Below are 19,746 nucleotides of genomic sequence, written 5' to 3'. Positions count from 1 at the left end.
AAGCCATAAGAACACTTAAAAGAAATTTGAGACATATTCATGAGCAATAAACCAAAAGATCCTGCAGAGAGCGGTTTACGTAAAGGCTTAACCAGCTATGGAGACAAGGGCTTCTCTTTATTTTTACGCAAAGCGTTTATTAAAGGTGCTGGCTACACCAATAGCGCACTAGATCGGCCTGTCATCGGCATTATTAATACCGGCAGCGCTTATAACCCCTGCCATGGCAATATGCCGCAATTATTAGAGGCAGTAAAGCGTGGCGTCATGTTGGCCGGTGGCTTGCCAATGGAATTTCCAACGATCTCCATTCATGAAAGTTTTGCTGCGCCCACTAGCATGTACTTGCGTAACTTGATGTCCATGGACACCGAAGAAATGTTACGCGCTCAGCCAATGGATGCCGTTGTCATGATTGGCGGTTGCGATAAGACAGTTCCAGCGCAAATGATGGGCGCTGCTTCTGCAGGTCTACCCGCCATTCAACTCATTACCGGTTCAATGCTGACCGGCTCACATCGCAGTGAACGTGTGGGCGCTTGTACTGACTGCCGTCGTTACTGGGGTAAATTCCGCGCTGGCGAAATTGATGAAGCCGAAAAAGACGAAGTCAATGATCAACTTGTAGCCAGTGTTGGTACCTGCTCTGTAATGGGTACTGCCAGTACTATGGCTTGCATCTCCGAAGCACTTGGCATGACCGTGCCAGGTGGTGCAACTCCTCCTGCAGTGACTGCAGATCGTATCCGCGTTGCTGAAGAAACTGGTACTTGCGCGGTGAAGATGGCTAAAGAAGGATTGACAATAGATAAGATCCTAACTGCCGATGCATTTGAAAATGCGATGCGTGTTTTATTGGCCATTGGCGGATCAACTAATGGCATTGTTCACTTAGCTGCTATTGCAGGTCGCATGGGTCTTGAGATAGATTTAGATGCGCTCGATAAGATGGGTGATGAAACCCCTGTTCTGGTGGATTTGAAACCATCTGGCGACCATTACATGGAAAACTTCCATGATGCCGGCGGTATGGCAACGCTCTTGCGCGAACTCAAACCACTCTTAAAACTAGATGCGATGACGGTTTCCGGCAGGACTTTGGGTGAAGAGATTGACGCCGCTCCACCGAGCTTTCAGCAAGATGTGGTGCGCCCTTTTGATAAACCGATTTATCCACGTGGCAGCATTGCTGTATTGCATGGCAATCTTGCTCCTGGTGGCGCCATCATCAAGCAATCTGCCGCTAATGAAAAACTCATGGAGCATGAAGGTCGAGCTGTAGTCTTTGAAGATGCCGCAGATTTAGCCAATCGCATTGACAGTCCTGAGCTGGACGTTACAGCCGAAGATATTTTGGTATTGAAGAACATTGGGCCTAAAGGTGCTCCTGGCATGCCAGAAGCCGGCTATATCCCAATTCCAATGAAATTAGCGCGCGCTGGTGTGAAAGATATTGTTCGCATTTCTGATGGACGTATGAGTGGCACTGCCTTTGGCACGATAGTCTTGCATGTCACTCCTGAGTCAGCCATTGGCGGTCCATTAGCCCAAGTACGAAATGGTGATCGCATTCGTTTGAGCGTTAAGAATCGTGAAATTAGCCTCTTGATTTCTGATGAAGAGTTAGCAAAACGCATGAAGGATAATCCAATCACTTCACCGACTGCAGAGCGTGGTTACAAGAAGCTATTCTTAGATACCGTCACCCAGGCAGATCAAGGCGTGGACTTTGATTTCTTGAGAGCGGCCAAGATGGTTGGCAAGACCCCTTCTGCTAAATAAGTTTTCTAGTGATTAACGCTAATCTTCTTCGCAAAGGGATGAATATTTGGCCCCCATTTTGGGGGGCTGGTATTACTGTTGAGAAGATTTCTAAAGACTTTCGTCATGCCAAGGTTCGACTCAAGCATGGCTTACTGAACCGCAATATTGTTGGGGTTCACTTTGGCGGCAGCCTCTTTGCAATGACTGATCCATTCTTTATGATGATGGTGTCTCAGAATATTGGTAAGGGCTATATTGTTTGGGATCAAGCCGCCAAGATAGAATTTCTCAAGCCCGGTAAAGGCACTGTGCATGCCTCATTTGAGCTTACTCAAAAACAAATTGATGACATCATCAGCGCTGCAGCGTCTGGCGATAAGGTCCTCAAGGACTTTGTTGCAGACGTGAAGGATAAAGATGAAGACGTGGTTGCACGTATTACAAAGACTTTGTATATCCGCAAGAAGATAAAGAACAACTAAAGAATACTGTTAGTTGTTTTATTCATTAACATAGGCAGGCGCATCCAATCTGCGCATCTCACCCTCAATCCAAGCCTCTACTTCTAGTTGTAACTGCTCTTCTGTTTTGCCTTGAACGGATATAACCGGCCCGATTGAAAGTGTGATTAAACCGGGGTGCTTCAGAAATGATTTCCTTGGCCAAATGGCGCCTGAATTTTGCGCAATCGGAAGAATGTCGGTTTGTGTGCTGATAGAAAGTCGCACACCACCCTTACGGTAAGGTTTGAATGAACCGCGCGGTGTACGAGTACCCTCCGGGAATATAGCAATCCATCTGCCCTCTTTTAAGACCTTCTTGCCTTGGGCAGATACCGCTTCTCTCGATTTTTCTCTATCGCCACGATTGATATGAATCATTTTTAATGAGGCTAATGCCCAACCAAAAAAGGGAACGTATAGCAGCTCTCTTTTAAATACAAAGCAGAGCTCCTTTGGAAATATCGCAGGATAAACAAAGGTTTCCCAAGCTGATTGATGCTTACCTAAGACAATTAATTGTTTAGTCGAGTCCTTGGGTATATTCTCCAACCCCTTAATTTGCGATTGAATACCGCAAAGCAGAAATAAGACCCTCTGAATTAGACGACACCAGGCTACGCCGATGTTGTAGCGAGTATGGGTGACGGTAAAAGGGATTACCAGAATAATTACGGAAGCATAAATGGTGACAGAAGTGAAACCAAATACGTAGAACAGCAAGGATTTAAGCCAAAGTATCACGATAGTATTTTTACTAATAAGAAGCTAAAAATCTATTTTAAATGAGTAGCCTTAGAGTGGTGACCAAGGGGCTGATGCCCCCTTTGGCTTCATAAACCCCTTAACTCACGCCTGAGGATTTTTCCAACGTTAGTCTTTGGCAAATCAGTACGGAAAACAATATGTTTTGGACGCTTATAGTTCGTCAGATTTTCTTTGCAGAACGCTAAGATAGCCTCCTCTGTTAAGGATTGATCCTGCTTCACAATAAAGGCTTTGACAGCCTCACCAGAATCTTCATCGGGTACACCGATGACAGCACATTCCAAAACACCAGGAATGAGAGACAGAACCTCTTCAACCTCGTTTGGATAAACATTAAATCCAGAAACCAAGACCATGTCTTTTTTGCGATCAACAATCTTAGTAAGGCCGTCAGAATTCATGATGCCGATATCGCCAGACTTAAAGAATCCATCTGATGTCATGACATTCTTAGTCTCTTCTGGCTTATTCCAATAACCAGCCATGACCTGCGGACCACGAATACAAATCTCACCGGGAGTTCCAAATGGCACTTCAATTCCATCATCCCCCAAGATCACAACTTCGGTGCTTGGTACCGGCATACCAATATAGCCAGTAAAGCTGTCGATCAAAGCAGAGTTGACGCAGGCAACTGGTGAGGTTTCTGAAAGGCCATAGCCCTCAGCGATTGGTGCGCCAGTCATTTCCTGCCAATGATCAGCCACTACCTTTTGCATTGCCATGCCACCACCGATGGTTGCTAGGATATTAGGGAACTTCACAGATGCAAATTCTGGTTTATGCATCAGCGCATTAAATAAGGTGTTAACGCCTGGGAAAATATTGATATTTGGATGCTTCTTTAATAGCTTGATGAAACCATCGAAATCACGTGGATTAGGCACCAACACCAACAAGCCACCTTTGCGCATACCCAAGACTGAACAGGCTGTTAAAGCAAAGATGTGATACATCGGGAGTGCGCACAAGAAAACCAATTGATCGACTTTTTTACGCTTTAATCCTGGCTCAAGCCACAACTCAGTCTGAATAACATTAGACAAAATATTTTTATGCGACAGAATGGCGCCTTTAGATAAACCGGTAGTGCCACCCGTGTACTGCAAGAAGGCAATGTCATTCAAAGAAGTTTCGGGCTTGTTCCAACGATGACGACTACCCTCATGCAATGCGGCCAAGAAAGTAATATGTTCTGGTAGATTCCAGGCTGGAACTAGTTTCTTAACTTTTCGTACAACAAAGTTAACCACTGCGCCTTTAACGCCAATCATTTCGCCAAGCGAAGTAACGATCGTTTTTTTCAATGGCACATCAGCAGAGATGTGCTGATAAACATGGGCAAAGTTTTCTAAGATGATTAAAGCTGAGGCACCGCTATCTTTGAGTTGATGCTCTAGTTCACGTGCGGTATACAGTGGATTTACGTTTACCACCACAAAGCCTGCACGCAGAATGCCTAACATCGCAATCTGAAATTGCAATACGTTAGGTAACATGATGGCAACACGAGAGCCAGGTTCTAAACCTAAGCTTTGCAAGTATGAGGCAAAGTGTTTCGAATGCTGATCGAGATCTCTATAAGTTAAAAACTTATCCATGTACTCACATGCGTCACGATTAGGATAACGCTCAAACGCCTCCTCAAACATATCGAGCAAAGAGTTATAGCCAGAGATATCCACTTCATGAGGGACGCCCTCAGGATAGTGTTTTAACCAAGGTTTTGAAGGATTAACCATGAAGCCATTTCCAGTCTCGATATTGTTTTACTTATAGTCAGATTGTTAAATCTGTATGACTCATTCTAAACACAACAAAAATTAAATCCAAAGAAAAAGCCCTCTGCGATGAGAGGGCTTTGGCTAAACCATTTGCTGCAATTAGAAGCGGTAACCAATACCAACCAAGAAATCGAGGCCGGTTCCTTTTACAGGCTGGTTTAGGGCAGTACCGCTATCAGATGTTGCTGTAGCAGTTTTATTACCGTAGGAGGCGTAATTAACCTCGCCAAGCATATACAAGGATTCAGTAACCATCTGCTTGTATCCTAAGCCCAAGGTATATCCAGTTAGATTTACTGAGTTGTAAGGAATACCAGCGCCAGAAAGTCCGATAGTAGCGCCGGTGTAGCCAACTTTTGCATATGCTAAACGGTCTTTATCAATCACATAACCAGGGTTAATAGTGATGCTATAGAGATTCTTAATGTTATATGACAAAGTACCAGCATTGTTATTTGCAGCAACTGGTATAGCGGGCGCACCCTTAGAGCTTGTAACTGAAGTAGCGCCTGTTGCTAACACACCAGTGGCGCCAGAACTAGCTCCAGGATAGTAAGAAATGCCAACACCTACTACATACTGACTATTAACAGCAAAGTTATAACCAAGGCCAAGATTTGCAGTAGCTGTATTTACGTTATTTGTACTAGCCGCAGATGTACTGACTGTAGATGTAGGCCCATAACCGTAGGCCTGAGCTGTTGGTGATAATGTTGATGTTGCAGTTCCAGTGCCTACGCTAGGAGTAAACATTCCGTAGCCTACGGATACTTGCCCATAAGCGCCTTCCCATGCATTTGCTTTTGCAGACTGTGCATTTGCACTTGTTGCGAATACACCCATTATTGCTAAAGCCAAGGCGCTAATTTTAACTGTTTTCATATGTCTTCCTGTATTTGGTTTTTTTGTAGAGCTAAAACAACTTCATGAATGTTAATTACATTTATTTGAATTTGGATCTCGGGTTTTCCCTTTATTTATTTTGCAGTGCATCAATTTAATTAGCCCTATAGATAAGATTCTTTGTTTAAACGGCCTAGAAACTAGTTTCAAGTATTTTGTATTGATGTAATATAAACGAACGATCGTATTATTTTTACAACATTTCAAGGTTTACAGGAATCCCATGAACCATGTAAGGGCGAATTTGAAGACGTCTGACGAGCCTACTAAGGGGTCGACAACTAAGATGCTAATCTTAGATGCAGCCCTGGAGATTTCTAGCAAATCCGGCTTGGAAGGCTTGACCATTGGGAATCTAGCTGAATCTATAAAGATGAGTAAAAGCGGAGTCTTTGCTCATTTTGGCTCCCGTGAAGAGCTCCAAGTTGAGGTCGTTCGTGCATATCATCAAAAATTTCAGGAAATTGTATTTGCCCCCGCCCTCCTTAAGCCAAAGGGCTTGCCCAGGCTCAATCAAATGATTAGCTCTTGGCTCAAGATGAGTAGTGGTGGCGATACGTCTAGCTGCTTCTTTATTTCTGGAGCTGCTGAATTTGACGACTGTCCGGGCATTGTTCGTGATGAACTACTACGCAGCGTTGAAATTTGGCGCGCCGCCCTTCTTAGGGCAATTAAAGAGGCGATTGCAGAGGGTCATCTAAAGAAATCAGTGGATGCCCAAACTCTACTGTTTAGGCTTTACAGCATTGCACTAGGCGTTCACCATGATTCTCGTTTTCTAGAAAATCCAAAATGCCTAGTTATTGCAAACAAGCTAATCAAAGAAATTTTTGCAGCAAATCAAGTAACTAAATAATTCTTAATAAGCAACTCTTAAATCCCATCAAAGAAGATAAAGAAAATGCCCCAATACAACCCACCTCTCCGCGATATTCAATTTGTGATTCATGAAATGCTGGATGCTGGCAAAGAGTTTTCTGCTCTGCCGGCATATCAGGATGTTGATAAAGACACCATGAATCAAATCATTGAAGAGGCCGGCAAGTTTGCGAGTGAAATCGCCTTCCCTTTGAATCAAATTGGCGATCAAGAAGGTTGTACGCGACATGAGGATGGGTCAGTTACGACCCCTACTGGCTTTAAGCAAGCCTATGAGCAGTATGTTGCTGGCGGCTGGCCTGCCCTGTCCTGCGATCCTGCATATGGAGGGCAAGGTCTACCGCAATTACTGAATACCGTTCTTTATGAAACCTTAAATTCTGCAAATCAATCTTGGACGATGTATCCAGGTTTATCGCATGGCGCTTATGAGTGTCTGCATGCCCATGGTACAGACGAACAGAAAAAGACCTACTTAGAAAAATTGGTTTCTGGTCAGTGGACTGGAACCATGTGCTTAACTGAGCCACATTGCGGTACTGATCTTGGTTTGTTAAAGACTAAGGCTGAACCACAAGCTGATGGCACCTATTCCATTAACGGAACCAAGATCTTTATTTCTAGCGGCGATCATGATCTTGCAGAAAATATTGTGCACCTGGTATTGGCACGTTTACCGGACTCTCCTGTTGGCAGCAAAGGCATCTCCTTATTTGCTGTGCCTAAGTTTAAGGTAGGTGCTGATGGCTCCATTGGTGGGGCAAATGCGGTTTCTTGTGGATCACTCGAACACAAGATGGGTATTCATGGCAATGCGACATGCGTGATGAACTTTGATGGGGCTATTGGCACCTTGGTTGGTGAACCGCACAAGGGTCTGAATGCCATGTTTGTAATGATGAATGCGGCGCGTTTGGGTGTGGGCATGCAAAGTCTTGGCTTAACTGAGGTGGCATATCAAAACTCTGCTGCTTACGCCAAAGAGCGTTTGCAGATGCGCAGCTTGACTGGCGCCAAAGCTCCAGAGAAAGCGGCCGATCCCATCATCGTTCATCCAGATGTACGTCGCATGCTTTTGACTCAGCGTGCTTATGCTGAAGCTGGCAGAGCTTTCTCTTACTGGGTAGCCCTGATGATTGATAAAGAACTCAATCACCCAGATGAAAAAGTTCGCAAAGAAACTGGTGAGATGGTTGCCCTACTCACACCAATTATTAAAGCCTTCTTGACGGATAACGCATTTACAGCGACCAATGAAGGCATGCAAGTATTTGGTGGACATGGCTATATTGCTGAATGGGGCATGGAGCAATACGTGCGTGACGCTCGTATCAATATGATTTATGAAGGCACCAACACCATTCAATCACTGGATCTTTTAGGCCGTAAGGTCCTTGGCGATATGGGCAAGAAACTTACTAAATTTGGCAAGATCATCGAACAGTTCATTGAAGACGAAGGTGTTCGTAAGGAAATGCAGGAATTTATTAATCCTCTCTCTGATATCGCTGTTAAGGTTGAAAAGCTCACTAAAGAGATTGGCATGAAAGCCATGATGAACCATGAGGAAGTTGGAGCTGCAGCAGTTCCTTACTTGCGCGTTGTGGGTCACTTGATTTATTCCTATCTATTTGCTCGGATGGCAAAAATTGCCTTGGCCAATAAAGCTAGCAAAGATCCTTTTTATGAAGCGAAATTGGCAACTGCCCGCTTCTACTTTGACAAACTCCTTCCTGAGACAGCCATGCTAATTAGGCAAGCACGCGCTGGCTCTAAATCCTTAATGTCAATGCCTGCTGATTTTTTCTGAGAGACTGAATATGAGTGAGAACAAGATCATTAAAAAAGTAGCCATCTTGGGTGCTGGCGTCATGGGCGCTCAGATTGCTGCGCAGTGTATTAACGTAGGCTTGCCTGTAGTGTTGTTTGATTTGCCGACAAATTCTGAAGAAGGTAAGCCCTCTAATAAGAATGCGATTGCCCTCAAAGCAATTGAGAACCTCAAGAAACTCAAACCTGCTCCACTAGGCTTATCTGCAGAGGCCAATCTAATCACTCCTGCAAATTATGAGGATGACTTAGGCCTTCTAGCAGGTTGCGATCTCATCATTGAAGCAATCGCCGAACGTCTGGATTGGAAGCACGCTCTTTATGAAAAAGTTGCTCCACATATTCCGGAACACGCTCTTTTTGCTACCAATACCTCAGGCCTGCCTATTGGTGAACTGGCTAAAGGATTCTCTGGGGATTTGAAGAAGCGCTTCTGCGGTGTGCACTTCTTTAATCCCCCTAGATATATGCATTTGCTTGAGCTCATCCCAGCTGCAGATACGGATCCTGCCGTATTAGATGCTCTTGAAACTTTTATGACTTCAACGATGGGTAAAGGGGTTGTGCGAGCTAAAGATACACCAAACTTTATCGGTAACCGCGTAGGTGTCTTCTCTATTCTGGCTGTGTTTGCAGAAGCGCAAAAGTTTGGTCTCGGCTTTGATGAAGTTGATGCGATTACTGGTAGTAAGCTAGGACGCGCTAAATCAGCAACATTCAGAACTAGCGATGTTGTTGGTCTGGATACCATGGCTCACGTGATTAAGACAATGGAGAGCTCCTTACAAGGAGATTCCTTCTCAGCTTTGTTTAAAACTCCAGAGGTTGTTAGCCAGCTCATTGCCAAAGGTGCGCTAGGTCAAAAAACTAAAGCTGGCTTTTATCGCAAAGATGGCAAAAATGTTCTCGTGCTGGATGCGGCTACTGGTGAGTACAAGCCCTCTACCGCAACGATTGAACCGCTGATTGAGCGCATTCTGAAAAAGCCAATTGCTGAGCGTCTTGAGTTGTTGCGTGACACCGATGAACCTCAAGCTCAGTTCCTATGGTCTATCTATCGCGATATCTTCCACTACTGCGCTATTCACCTGGGCGAGATTGCACAATCTGCTCGTGAAATTGATTTTGCAATGCGTTGGGGCTATGGCTGGAATTTAGGACCCTTTGAAGACTGGCAGGCGGCAGGCGTAACGCAAGTTGCCAACTGGATAAAAGAAGATATTGATACTGGCAAAACACTCAGCAAAGAACCATTGCCTGCTTGGCTCTTTAGCGGGCCAGTTGCCGATAAACAAGCTTTCCATACTCCTGAAGGCTCATGGTCTGCATCTGAGAATAAATACATTCCACGCTCTTCCTTGCTGGTTTACCAGAAGCAAGTATTCAGAGCGCCATTATTAGGGGATGGTTCACCTGATCCAAAGACAGCCGGCACTACCATTTTTGAAAATACGGACTTCCGCGCTTGGGTCGATGCCAATCAACCTGAGGTCTTAATTGCATCTTTCCGCTCGAAGATGAATACCTTCAGCCCAGACGTATTAAGTGGACTGCAAAAAGCTGTTGAGATCGCAGAAGCAAACTACGCGGGATTAGTAATCTGGCAGCCAACATCCTTAAAGCTTGGTACTCCTGGCGGACCCTTCTCTGCAGGTGCTAATTTGGAAGCTGCTATGCCGATGGTTATGAAAGGCGGCCCCGCTGGAGTTGAGCCATTCGTCAAAGAGTTTCAAGACACGATGATGAAAATCAAATACTCCCAAGTACCTGTTGTAGCAGCAGTCTCTGGCATCGCTTTAGGAGGTGGTTGTGAACTCGTTCTTCAATCAGCTCGCAGAGTTGCCGCAATGGAAAGCTACATCGGCCTAGTAGAAGTTGGTGTTGGTCTATTACCTGCTGGCGGAGGTCTTAAAGAAGCAGCTATTCGGGCTGCTCAAGGTGTTGCACTTGCCGGCAATACCAATTATTTGGATTTCACCAAAGCTGCTTTTGAGAATGCTGCGATGGCCAAGGTTTCTTCATCTGCCCAAGAGGCAATGAAGATGGCTTACTTACAAAAAGGTGACATTATTGTTGCTAACGTCTATGAATTACTGGCGCAAGCACAAAATCAAGTGAAGGCAATGCGCTACTCCGGATATAGGCCGCCTATTCAAACCTTAATACCGGTTGGTGGTCGATCTGTAGCATCCACAGTAATGGGTCAAGTAGTCAATATGCGGGACGGCGGGTTTATCTCTGAGCACGATGCCCATATTGCACAAAAAATTATCGAGATTATTACTGGTGGTGATGTCGACGCGGGAACGCTAGTCACAGAAGATTGGCTCCTCAAACTTGAGCGTCAAGCTTTTGTAGAGCTCATTGGTCACCCCAAGTCCATGGAGCGAATTATGGGCATTCTCCAAACTGGCAAGCCTGTTAGAAACTAATTGACTGAGATATCACTATGAAAAATATTCAAGACGCATATATCGTTGCCGCTACTCGCAGTGCTGTTGGCAGGTCTGGTCGAGGCGCATTAAAAAATACGCGGCCCGATGACTTGCTTGGTAATGCCCTGCAACACATCTTGACGCAAGTCCCTACCCTGGATCCCAAAGCCATTGAGGATGCCATTATTGGGTGTGCTATGCCGGAAGCCCAACAGGGTTTGAATGTGGCGCGCATAGGATTACTCCTTGGTGGATTACCCAATACCGTTGGTGGCATCACAGTTAACCGCTTCTGCTCATCCGGTTTAAATGCGATTGCCATGGCAGCTGACCGCATTCGAGTTGGCGAAGCGGATGTCATGATTGCAGGTGGTGTTGAGTCCATGAGTATGGTACCTATGGGTGGAAACTCACCCTCCATGTCACCTGAGATCTTTATGGGCGATGAAAATATTGGTATTGCCTATGGCATGGGCTTAACTGCCGAGAAGGTTGCGCAGCAATGGAAGATTAGCCGCGAAGATCAAGACGCTTTTGCGTTTCACTCTCACCAGAAAGCCATGGCCGCACAAACTGCCGGTGAATTTAATTCTGAAATCTTTCCGGTCAAAGTAGCCCATCGCGCAATGGATCTTGCTAAAGGTCAAGTAGATGTTCAATGGCGTGAGTTTTTGAAGGATGAAGGTCCGAGGGTTGATACCTCACTCGAAGGCTTGGCTAAATTGAAGTCGCCCTTTGCCGCAAGAGGTAGTGTTACCGCTGGCAATAGTTCACAAACTTCTGATGGTGTTGGTGCACTGATCTTGGCGAGTGAAAAGGCAATCAAGACTTTTGGCCTCACACCATTGGCACGCTTTGTCAGCTTTGCCGTTAAAGGTGTTCCCCCTGAAATCATGGGTATTGGTCCTAAAGAGGCGATTCCAGCAGCTCTCAAACTAGCAGGACTCAATTTACAGGATATGGATTGGATCGAATTGAACGAGGCCTTTGCTGCACAGTCTTTAGCGGTTATGCGAGATCTGGGCTTAGATCCAAGCAAGGTCAACCCATTGGGTAGTGCTATTGCCCTAGGACATCCTCTAGGTGCAACTGGTGCAATCCGTGCAGCTACTGCTATTCATGCTTTACAGAGACGCAATCTGAAGCATGCGATGGTGACTATGTGTGTTGGTACTGGTATGGGTGCTGCTGGAATATTTGAACGTTGCTAATCAGCGTCAATCAACATCAATCAATATTGGGAGACAATCGAATGCTAAAAACACAATTCCTCGTATCGGCCTGCGTACTTGGTCTAATTGCTAGTAATGCATATGCTCAAGCCACGGACCCAGCTATTGGGGTTTGGAAAACGATTGATGACAAAACCAATGAGCCCTCGTCTTTAATTAAGATTGATGAAGTGAACGGCAAACTGGAAGGCACCATCATCAAAACATTCCCTAAGTCGAATGAAAAGCCTTTGGTATATTGCACGCTATGTAAAGATGATCGCAAGGATAAGCCTATCCTTGGCATGAAAATCATGACCGATCTAAAGCGTGATAAACCGGGCGTTTGGACTGATGGCAGAATCTTAGACCCTGAAGAAGGTGAAATCTATCGCGTCAAAGTTACCACTGAAGATGGCAAGAAAATGGATGTCCGTGGCTATATTGGCGTCCCGCTATTAGGTCGTACCCAAGTTTGGTACAAAGCCGAGCAGTAATCTACGTCACTACTGAAAATATATATGAGCAATCAACCCCTTCCAGAAGTTCTACGTAAACATTTGGCGGGTGGTAACTTACCTGTCATCGCTGCCCCTCTTTTTATTATTAGCAATCCAAAATTGGTGATTGCCCAGTGCAAATCAGGTGTGATTGGTTCCATGCCAGCACTCAATGCTAGACCAGCCGAGCAACTAGAAGAATGGTTGATTGAAATTACTACCGCATTAGAGGCATATAACCAAGAGCATCCCGATAAGCCAGCAGCACCATTTGCCATTAATCAAATTGTGCATAAGAGCAATGATCGTCTTGAGCATGATATGGCGCTGTGCGTTAAATACAAAGTGCCCATCATCATCACCTCTCTAGGTGCTCGTGAAGAAATTAATACAGCCGCACATAGTTATGGCGGCATCGTATTGCATGACATCATTAATAATACCTTTGCCAAAAAAGCAATTGAAAAAGGTGCTGATGGCTTGATTGCGGTTGCAGCTGGCGCTGGTGGGCATGCTGGTATTAAAAGTCCCTTTGCATTGATTCAGGAAATTCGAGAATGGTTTAAGGGGCCTTTGGTATTGAGTGGCTCCATAGCTACTGGTGGCGCTGTTTTAGCCGCTCAAGCTATGGGTGCAGACTATGCCTATATTGGCTCTGCGTTCATTGCCACTGAAGAAGCACGCGCAAGCGATGCTTACAAGCAAGCGGTGGTTGATTGCAATTCTGATGATATTGTCTTGAGCAATCTTTTTACCGGTGTATCCGGAAATTATTTGGCGCCATCCATCCGCAATGCTGGATTGGATCCCGATAATCTGCCCGAGAGCGATCCAAGCAAGATGAACTTTGGTGGTGCAGCTCAGAAAGCCTGGAAAGATATCTGGGGTTGTGGTCAAGGCATTGGTGCTGTGAAGGCGATTACACCTACGGCGCAATTTGTTGCTCGCTTGAAGGCCGAATATGATCAAACCAAAGCAAATCTGCTCTAAGGTACTGTATAGATCTTATGATTAATCATCATCTAGCGGACGGCATTCTTAAGGTAGTACTTAACCGCCCTGAGAAGAAGAATGCATTTACCAATGCAATGTATCGGGAGCTCACTCAGATACTTTCAGATGGGGATCAAAACCCCCAAGTGAAGGTGATATTAATTTCTGGCGCTGGTAATGCCTTTTCTGCCGGAAATGATATTGCCGATTTCATGAAATCCCCTATTACCCATGAAGATGCCCCTCCCATCAACCTATTGAAAGCGCTGGCAGGATTAACTAAGCCGTTAATCGCGGCGGTTGATGGGGTTGCAGTAGGCATAGGGGCAACATTACTATTTCATTGTGACTTGGTTTATGCACAAAAGGATGCGCGCTTTATCTTTCCATTTGTCTCCTTGGGCCTGGTTCCAGAGGGAGCTATCTCTTTATTACTTCCACGCCTCGTTGGCCATCAAAGAGCGTCAGAGATTTTACTTTTCGGTGAGCCCATCAGTGCTGACGATGCTCAGCAAATTGGATTTGTAAACAAAGTGATTACAGAGCTATCTGCCCTGCCTTATGCAGAACAGCAGGCCAAGAAACTAACCGCCCTCTCCTTGGGGTCTGTTTTACGTACTAAGTCTTTATTAAAAGATGGTGCCCTAAAGACTGCAGTACTCAATCAAATTGATATTGAAGGTAAGCTCTTCATTGATAGGCTCCATGGCCCAGCCGCCAAAGAAGCTCTAAGCTCTTTCTTAGAAAAGCGTGTGCCTAATTTTGAAGGTTTAGATTAGCGATCTGCTCGGATCAGATCTACTGCTTTTTCAGCGATAGCAATGATAGGAGCATTGGTATTACCGCCAATAAGGGTTGGCATGATCGATCCATCGACAACCCTGAGTCCTTCAATGCCATGAACTTTCAGCTTGGAATCCACCACAGCCATGGGATCATTCCCCATTTTGCAAGTTCCCACTGGGTGGTAGACGGTATCTGCCCTCTCCCGAATAATCTTTCGAATATCATCATCCGTTTTTACATTTGGAGTGAAGACATCTTTCTTACGGATCTTCGTGAATGTAGGTGCATCCATTAGTCGTTTGGTCAGCTTATAACCGTTAACTAGAGTTTGCAAATCCTCTTCTTCAGCCAAGAATGCAGGATCAATTAAGGGCGCATCTTTCATACTGTTACTAGCTAGCGTTATCTGCCCACGGCTCTTTGGCCTTAATACGCACACGTGGCAGGAATAGCCATGCGCCATATGCAGCTTACGGGCATGATCCTCAACTAGACTAACTACAAAATGCAACTGGACGTCGGGCGCCTCAAGGTTAGGATCTGTTTTAAGGAAGCCGCCTGCCTCTGCAAAATTGGTAGCTATCATCCCTTCACGCGAACGGATGTACTTCATGATTTCACCAGTTAACTTAACCGTACCGCCTAAAGAAATCCCGATTAAATCAAGACTATCCGCCGAATATCCAAAAATAAAGTCAGGATGGTCTTGTAAGTTTTGCCCTACTCCAGGGAGTTCATGAACTAGCGGTATTCCAAATTGACTCAATTGATCTTTGGGACCAATTCCTGAAACCATGAGCAGTTGTGGTGAATGGAAAGCGCCTGCACACAGAATAACTTCTTTATTGGCGCGAATGATGTGCTGTTTACCTCCTTGGGTATAGCTCACACCTACTGCACGTTTTCCTTCAAACAAAATACGCTCAACTTGAACGCCAGTTTGTATATTCAAGTTTGATCGATTACCCATATGCGGATGTAAATAGCCACGCGCCGCACTCCAGCGTTCACCATTTTTATGGGTGACTTGGTAAATTCCTAAACCCTCTTGTTCGGCACCATTAAAGTCTTCAGTAATCGGAAAGCCCGCCTCTTTAGCCGCATTCAGATACAGCTGCTGGAAAGGATTGCGTGACTGAAGGTTCGATACGGATAAGGGGCCATCATTTCCGTGAAATTGATTCTTAAAAGTGGTGTTGCCTTCACTTTTCTTAAAGTATGGCAGTAGATCATCATAGGACCATCCCGCGTTACCTAACGCAGCCCAGCGGTCGTAATCGGATCGGTGGCCTCTGGTGTAAATCATGGCATTAATCGCCGAAGAACCACCCAGGCATTTGCCTCTCGGTTGATAGCCACGTCGGCCATTCAAGCCCTTCTGAGGCACTGTTTGAAAAGCGTAGTTATTGATTGATGTAGGCAACATCGCAACAGCAGCAGCAGGAGTTTTTACTACCCAACTATCGCCCTTACCTCCAGCCTCTAGCAATGCGACGCTAGTGTCAGCATCTTCACTCAGTCGTCCAGCCATTACGCTGCCAGCAGACCCACCACCTATAACAATGTAATCAAAGGCCTGAGACTGCATCATTGAATTCTCCACCGCTTTATAAGCCTTGAGCTTGCCGAGGGTTGCATATTTATCTTGCTCATATCACCAGCGTAATGCCGCACTACCCGCTTATCCATTAAGGCAAACCAGAGTGGCGGAAGGTAAGCGATAGTAATCATAGATGCGTATCCACCGGGTAATTGAGGAGCTTCTCCAAAATGACGTAGCGCCTGATAACGTCTGGTTGGATGAGCATGGTGATCTGAATGGCGTTGAAGGTGATATAGGAGAATATTACCTACTATGTGATTACTATTCCAAGAATGCTCGGGAGCACAGCGCACATACTCACTATCCTCTTTTTGACGCAGCAGACCGTAATGCTCCACATAGTTCACCACCTCTAACATCGAGGCCGCGTAAACACCTTGGAGGACAAGAAAAATGAGGGCGGACCATCCAAGCCAAAGGATTAGGGCACCATACAAAAGAATGCTGAGCGTCCATGCTTGGAGATTTTCATTCTGGATACTCCAAACACCCTTACCTTTTCGTTTTAGACGTTGACGTTCGAGATCCCAAGCGGAAATAAGGCTACCCATTACGGTACGAGGCAGAAAAGCCCAGAAACCTTCGCCCATACGTGCGCTAGCAGGATCTTCTGGGGTAGCAACGCGTTTGTGATGGCCGCGATTATGTTCGACAAAAAAATGGCCATACATGCTGGGAGCCAGTGCAATCTTTGAAAGCCAGCGATCCAGGGATTCTTGTTTGTGCCCTAACTCATGAGCGGTCCCAATACCAATACCATTGGTAGACCCAACGGTAAGCACTAGTGCAATATAGGCATACCAGTCTAAAGATTGTGTTGCTGCTAACCATGCCCCATAGACTGTGCCGATTAACTGAAACGGCACATAGAGCCAAACCAAAATGCGATAGAAGAAATCTTTGTTTAAGTTCTCGACAGCGGATTCCGGTGGATTACTAAAGTCTTCACCAAAGGTCAGATCAAGAATCGGAATGGCCACATGAATAATGAATGGCGCGAAGAGTAAGCAGAGCCATTGCCCGGTGAATGCGAACGCCAAAATGGAAAGAGTAAATGCAAATGGGATGCTTGGGCTCAACAGCCAAAGCCAGCGCTTATCGCTCCAAGACTCACTAGCAGGTGCAGTTGCAATACGCACTAATTACCCCTTTGGATTGCTTTAGCAGACCGGTGCTAGCTAAAGACGGTAATGAATAAATACCATAATGCCACCAAAACTAATTACGTAATATATCCCTAATTTTTTCTAGGAAAAGGTCTTGGCCGTGATGCACTTTTGCCTGCCAGTCCTTACCAGAACTCTCATTGGCTTCATCGGTGATGTATTTAAAGGACTGCCAAGGTATACCGTGCACATGTGCGATTGCAGCAATTGCAAATAACTCCATATCCACCACATCTACACCCTGGCTATGCAACCAAGAATCGTGAGCAGTCACAAAACTATCGCCCGTGCCACAGAGAAATTTTCCCGTAGAGAGATATTCCTGCGGTCGAGTACAAAATGGAGTGCTGCCGCGCGGCGCTAGTGGCTCAGCGACCATATCGCGTTGAATGACTTTACCTATCTCCAATAAGCCCTGTAATTCTGATTTGATTTTCCCTGCGGTACCAAAGTTCAAGATTCGTTTTGGCGAGTATTGGTGTACTGCTTTGATACTAGTCATGGCAGCATTAATTTTGCCAATGCCGGAGTACACAATCTCTACGCCGCTCGGGAGAGATTCACGCTTGAGCTCAGACTCTAATGCGGTAATAATGAGAAGTTCTGTTTTCATATTGGCTTGTAATGAATTTATTAGATTATCTACCCGGAGTTCCTGATTTTCCAAAGCCCGGCGTTCTCTTTAGGGACATATCCCCTTTACTAGCCAACCCAGCAGCCTTTAAAGAGGCTATTCGCCAGCTAGATGAGATTGCCAAGCAATTTGATTACACCCACATTCTAGGCATTGAATCACGGGGCTTTATCTTTGGCTCCGCTTTAGCCCACCATGCGCACAAAGGATTAGCTTTGGCCAGAAAGCCGAACAAACTTCCACTGGCAAGTCATCGTGAAGCTTATGGGCTTGAGTATGGCAATGATGCTTTAGAAATACAGCAATCCACTCTACCTAAAGATGCCAGAGTATTGCTGCTTGATGATGTTCTAGCTACCGGCGGAACATTGGTTGCTGCTGATAAGTTAATTCGCAATGCTGGCTTTAAAGTCAGTGGCGCAATTACTTTGCTAGAAATTACCTTCTTAAATGGCAATGTGCTTTTAAGTCAGAATGGTATTCGCCATCAGTCTGTATTAAAGAGCTAAATTAGCTTTTTAGCGCTCTTAATGACCTTCATAGCTCCCCAACCCACTGCAAGTGCCTTGCTCGCTAATTTAGGTTTGTAATGCGCTAGCGCTGCAAAGGCGCTAGTCCATAGGATCGGATTACTCCTCAAGAAGTTGACAGCATCAACCCCTTTATCGGCCCAAGAGAGTGGCTTCTCCCAAGCCTCAAAGTGTTCAGCGAACTCCTTGCGCTCTCGGTGCGCCTGAAGTTTTAGCTCGTGCTGGCGATCCTCTAATGCCTTTAAATGCTCGCTCATTTTGAAAGCGCTTCGCGATCTTTGGCCAACTCAGTAATTGACGCCTCAAACAATCTTGGCATCTTTCGTAATGACTGGTTAATCAGCAGAGCCAAGATAATTCCAACGAATAGAAAGGCCCCAGTTAATAAACCCAAGGCCATCATTCGATTAGTTTCCCAACTGTAAATCACAATGGATAGTGCCAACATTACCAGGCCGAAAAATAAAAAGAATAAAGCGCTCACAATCATTACTAGCAAGCTAATGAATTTGCTTCTGGCAATTTGAACATCCAGAGATAACAGCTCTAAGCGCGTTTGGGCTATCGATGCTCCAGTTGAAGCAAGACCCTTAATAGAAGAAAGTAAGTTTTCTTGAGACATAGAGATTTAACGGCGTCCAATAAATAAACCAATAAGCAAGCCTAAGCCTGCTGCAACGCCAACAGCTTCCCAAGGATTTCGATGAACAAAGTCATCCGCACCTTCCGCAGCTAGCTTTGCTTTATCCAGCAGCTTACCTTCGACACTAGAAATACTTTCTTTAGCCCCTGCCAGCGTTTCAAGAGCCTTATTACGAATGGAACTGATTGCAGCGCCGGGATGATCTTCGGTAGCCTTGATTAAAGCCTCAGCATCAACCATTAAAGATTTGAATTCAGCAATTAAGCTTTCTGAGCCTGTTTGCTTGTCATCATGTAATTCAGAGTGGTCTATTTTCTTAGCGGTCATAGAGAAATTCCTAATGGGTAATACATGAATTGCAGATATAACCCTATTCTAAGCACTTCTAACCTGACTTCCCAACAATAGAACAGTCATTCCTGCATTGCCTTCTTTGAAGCGCTTAAGGTAACGTTTTAGACCAGGACGGCGCCTAAGCAGAGCTTGATAGGCTTCGCTTCCAAAGGCGACATCTTCGCCAAAGTGGTATTCATCTACCCGATCGGAATAGCGGTTGTTTTCTAGCGCATCATGAATTGCCCATTTAATCCGACCACCCTCACCGCTTGATCCATAGCCATGAATCAAGACAATCGCCTTAATGCCTACTTCTAGGGATTTTCGTAAATAGTCAGTTAAACGCTCTAACGCCTCATCAACATAAGGGCCATCCTGCTTAATATTGAGCTCAATCGTGTCTGAACTCAATATTGGCAAATTGTCAGAACCACAATGCGGGCACTGATTAAACAATGCCCGCACATTCCCACAGTCAGGA

At 45.3% G+C, this 19,746-nt stretch carries 20 protein-coding genes; 10 read left to right on the top strand and 10 right to left on the bottom strand.

Annotated features, from left to right (window positions below; translation table 11 throughout):
* Window positions 1-39: 39 nt before the first annotated feature.
* Entirely contained in the window at window positions 40-1,782 is a 1,743-nt protein-coding gene (locus ICN18_RS09345) for an IlvD/Edd family dehydratase (RefSeq protein WP_216190228.1), read from the top strand.
* A gap of 38 nt (window positions 1,783-1,820) precedes the next feature.
* On the top strand, window positions 1,821-2,246 hold the full coding sequence (locus tag ICN18_RS09340; RefSeq protein WP_216190227.1) for a DUF4442 domain-containing protein: 426 nt from the start codon (window positions 1,821-1,823) through the stop codon (window positions 2,244-2,246).
* Between the two features lie 18 nt (window positions 2,247-2,264).
* Here ICN18_RS09340 and ICN18_RS09335 read toward each other — a convergent pair whose 3' ends face one another.
* The 3 genes from ICN18_RS09335 to ICN18_RS09325 all read right to left on the bottom strand — a co-directional run bounded on the left by ICN18_RS09335 (window position 2,265) and on the right by ICN18_RS09325 (window position 5,698).
* Window positions 2,265-3,008 carry a lysophospholipid acyltransferase family protein gene (locus ICN18_RS09335; RefSeq protein ID WP_369411886.1) on the bottom strand — a complete coding sequence of 248 codons (744 nt, stop codon included), beginning with the start codon at window positions 3,006-3,008 and terminating at the stop codon, window positions 2,265-2,267.
* A gap of 89 nt (window positions 3,009-3,097) precedes the next feature.
* Entirely contained in the window at window positions 3,098-4,774 is a 1,677-nt protein-coding gene (locus ICN18_RS09330) for a long-chain-fatty-acid--CoA ligase (protein WP_216190226.1), read from the bottom strand.
* A 141-nt stretch (window positions 4,775-4,915) separates the two neighbouring features.
* Complete coding sequence (locus tag ICN18_RS09325; protein WP_216190225.1) at window positions 4,916-5,698, bottom strand: outer membrane protein; 783 nt, start codon at window positions 5,696-5,698, stop codon at window positions 4,916-4,918.
* Window positions 5,699-5,942: 244 nt separating this feature from the next.
* Between ICN18_RS09325 and ICN18_RS09320 the strand changes: the two genes are divergently transcribed.
* From ICN18_RS09320 to ICN18_RS09290, 7 genes are read left to right on the top strand one after another with little or no spacing between them, the layout of a single operon-like run.
* The gene (locus tag ICN18_RS09320) at window positions 5,943-6,575 is read left to right on the top strand and encodes a TetR/AcrR family transcriptional regulator (RefSeq protein WP_439650825.1); all 633 of its coding nucleotides are present in this window, start codon (window positions 5,943-5,945) and stop codon (window positions 6,573-6,575) included.
* A gap of 45 nt (window positions 6,576-6,620) precedes the next feature.
* Entirely contained in the window at window positions 6,621-8,408 is a 1,788-nt protein-coding gene (locus tag ICN18_RS09315; protein ID WP_216190223.1) for an acyl-CoA dehydrogenase C-terminal domain-containing protein, read from the top strand.
* A 10-nt stretch (window positions 8,409-8,418) separates the two neighbouring features.
* Window positions 8,419-10,860: a 3-hydroxyacyl-CoA dehydrogenase/enoyl-CoA hydratase family protein gene (locus ICN18_RS09310; RefSeq protein ID WP_216190222.1), complete on the top strand. Its 2,442-nt coding sequence runs from the start codon at window positions 8,419-8,421 to the stop codon at window positions 10,858-10,860.
* A gap of 17 nt (window positions 10,861-10,877) precedes the next feature.
* Window positions 10,878-12,074 carry an acetyl-CoA C-acyltransferase gene (locus ICN18_RS09305; protein ID WP_216190221.1) on the top strand — a complete coding sequence of 399 codons (1,197 nt, stop codon included), beginning with the start codon at window positions 10,878-10,880 and terminating at the stop codon, window positions 12,072-12,074.
* A gap of 41 nt (window positions 12,075-12,115) precedes the next feature.
* Entirely contained in the window at window positions 12,116-12,571 is a 456-nt protein-coding gene (locus tag ICN18_RS09300; RefSeq protein ID WP_216190220.1) for a DUF2147 domain-containing protein, read from the top strand.
* A gap of 24 nt (window positions 12,572-12,595) precedes the next feature.
* Window positions 12,596-13,564 (top strand): NAD(P)H-dependent flavin oxidoreductase, encoded by a 969-nt coding sequence (locus tag ICN18_RS09295; RefSeq protein WP_216190219.1) that lies wholly within the window; start codon window positions 12,596-12,598, stop codon window positions 13,562-13,564.
* A 17-nt stretch (window positions 13,565-13,581) separates the two neighbouring features.
* Entirely contained in the window at window positions 13,582-14,346 is a 765-nt protein-coding gene (locus tag ICN18_RS09290) for an enoyl-CoA hydratase (protein WP_216190218.1), read from the top strand.
* Here ICN18_RS09290 and ICN18_RS09285 read toward each other — a convergent pair.
* From ICN18_RS09285 to ICN18_RS09275, 3 genes are all read right to left on the bottom strand, one after another.
* Window positions 14,343-15,944, bottom strand: a complete 1,602-nt coding sequence (locus ICN18_RS09285; protein WP_216190217.1) for a GMC family oxidoreductase — start codon at window positions 15,942-15,944, stop codon at window positions 14,343-14,345. The two genes, ICN18_RS09290 and ICN18_RS09285, sit on opposite strands and share 4 nt — an antisense overlap.
* Window positions 15,941-17,089 (bottom strand): alkane 1-monooxygenase, encoded by a 1,149-nt coding sequence (locus ICN18_RS09280; protein WP_216190472.1) that lies wholly within the window; start codon window positions 17,087-17,089, stop codon window positions 15,941-15,943. The genes ICN18_RS09285 and ICN18_RS09280 overlap by 4 nt, the downstream gene beginning before the upstream one ends.
* Window positions 17,090-17,174: 85 nt before the next feature.
* Window positions 17,175-17,735, bottom strand: coding sequence for a phosphorylase family protein (locus ICN18_RS09275; protein ID WP_216190216.1), 561 nt, complete (start codon window positions 17,733-17,735; stop codon window positions 17,175-17,177).
* 11 nt (window positions 17,736-17,746) lie between these two features.
* On the opposite strand from ICN18_RS09275, the gene ICN18_RS09270 reads away from it, so the two are divergent.
* Window positions 17,747-18,265, top strand: coding sequence for an adenine phosphoribosyltransferase (locus tag ICN18_RS09270; RefSeq protein ID WP_216190215.1), 519 nt, complete (start codon window positions 17,747-17,749; stop codon window positions 18,263-18,265).
* On the opposite strand, the gene ICN18_RS09265 is transcribed toward ICN18_RS09270, so the two are convergent.
* From ICN18_RS09265 to ICN18_RS09250, 4 genes are read right to left on the bottom strand one after another with little or no spacing between them, the layout of a single operon-like run.
* The gene (locus ICN18_RS09265; protein ID WP_216190214.1) at window positions 18,262-18,543 is read right to left on the bottom strand and encodes a YqjK family protein; all 282 of its coding nucleotides are present in this window, start codon (window positions 18,541-18,543) and stop codon (window positions 18,262-18,264) included. The two genes, ICN18_RS09270 and ICN18_RS09265, sit on opposite strands and share 4 nt — an antisense overlap.
* Window positions 18,540-18,908, bottom strand: coding sequence for a phage holin family protein (locus ICN18_RS09260; protein ID WP_216190213.1), 369 nt, complete (start codon window positions 18,906-18,908; stop codon window positions 18,540-18,542). The genes ICN18_RS09265 and ICN18_RS09260 overlap by 4 nt, the downstream gene beginning before the upstream one ends.
* Before the next feature lie 6 nt (window positions 18,909-18,914).
* Window positions 18,915-19,256 carry an ElaB/YgaM/YqjD family protein gene (locus tag ICN18_RS09255; protein ID WP_216190212.1) on the bottom strand — a complete coding sequence of 114 codons (342 nt, stop codon included), beginning with the start codon at window positions 19,254-19,256 and terminating at the stop codon, window positions 18,915-18,917.
* A 48-nt stretch (window positions 19,257-19,304) separates the two neighbouring features.
* Window positions 19,305-19,676: a Smr/MutS family protein gene (locus ICN18_RS09250; protein WP_255532184.1), complete on the bottom strand. Its 372-nt coding sequence runs from the start codon at window positions 19,674-19,676 to the stop codon at window positions 19,305-19,307.
* Window positions 19,677-19,746 lie beyond the last annotated feature (70 nt).

This window comes from Polynucleobacter parvulilacunae, from assembly GCF_018881715.1.
GTDB lineage: Bacteria > Pseudomonadota > Gammaproteobacteria > Burkholderiales > Burkholderiaceae > Polynucleobacter > Polynucleobacter parvulilacunae.
Note: the sequence above shows the minus strand (reverse complement) of the source record. Positions and strands in the feature narration are given on the sequence as shown.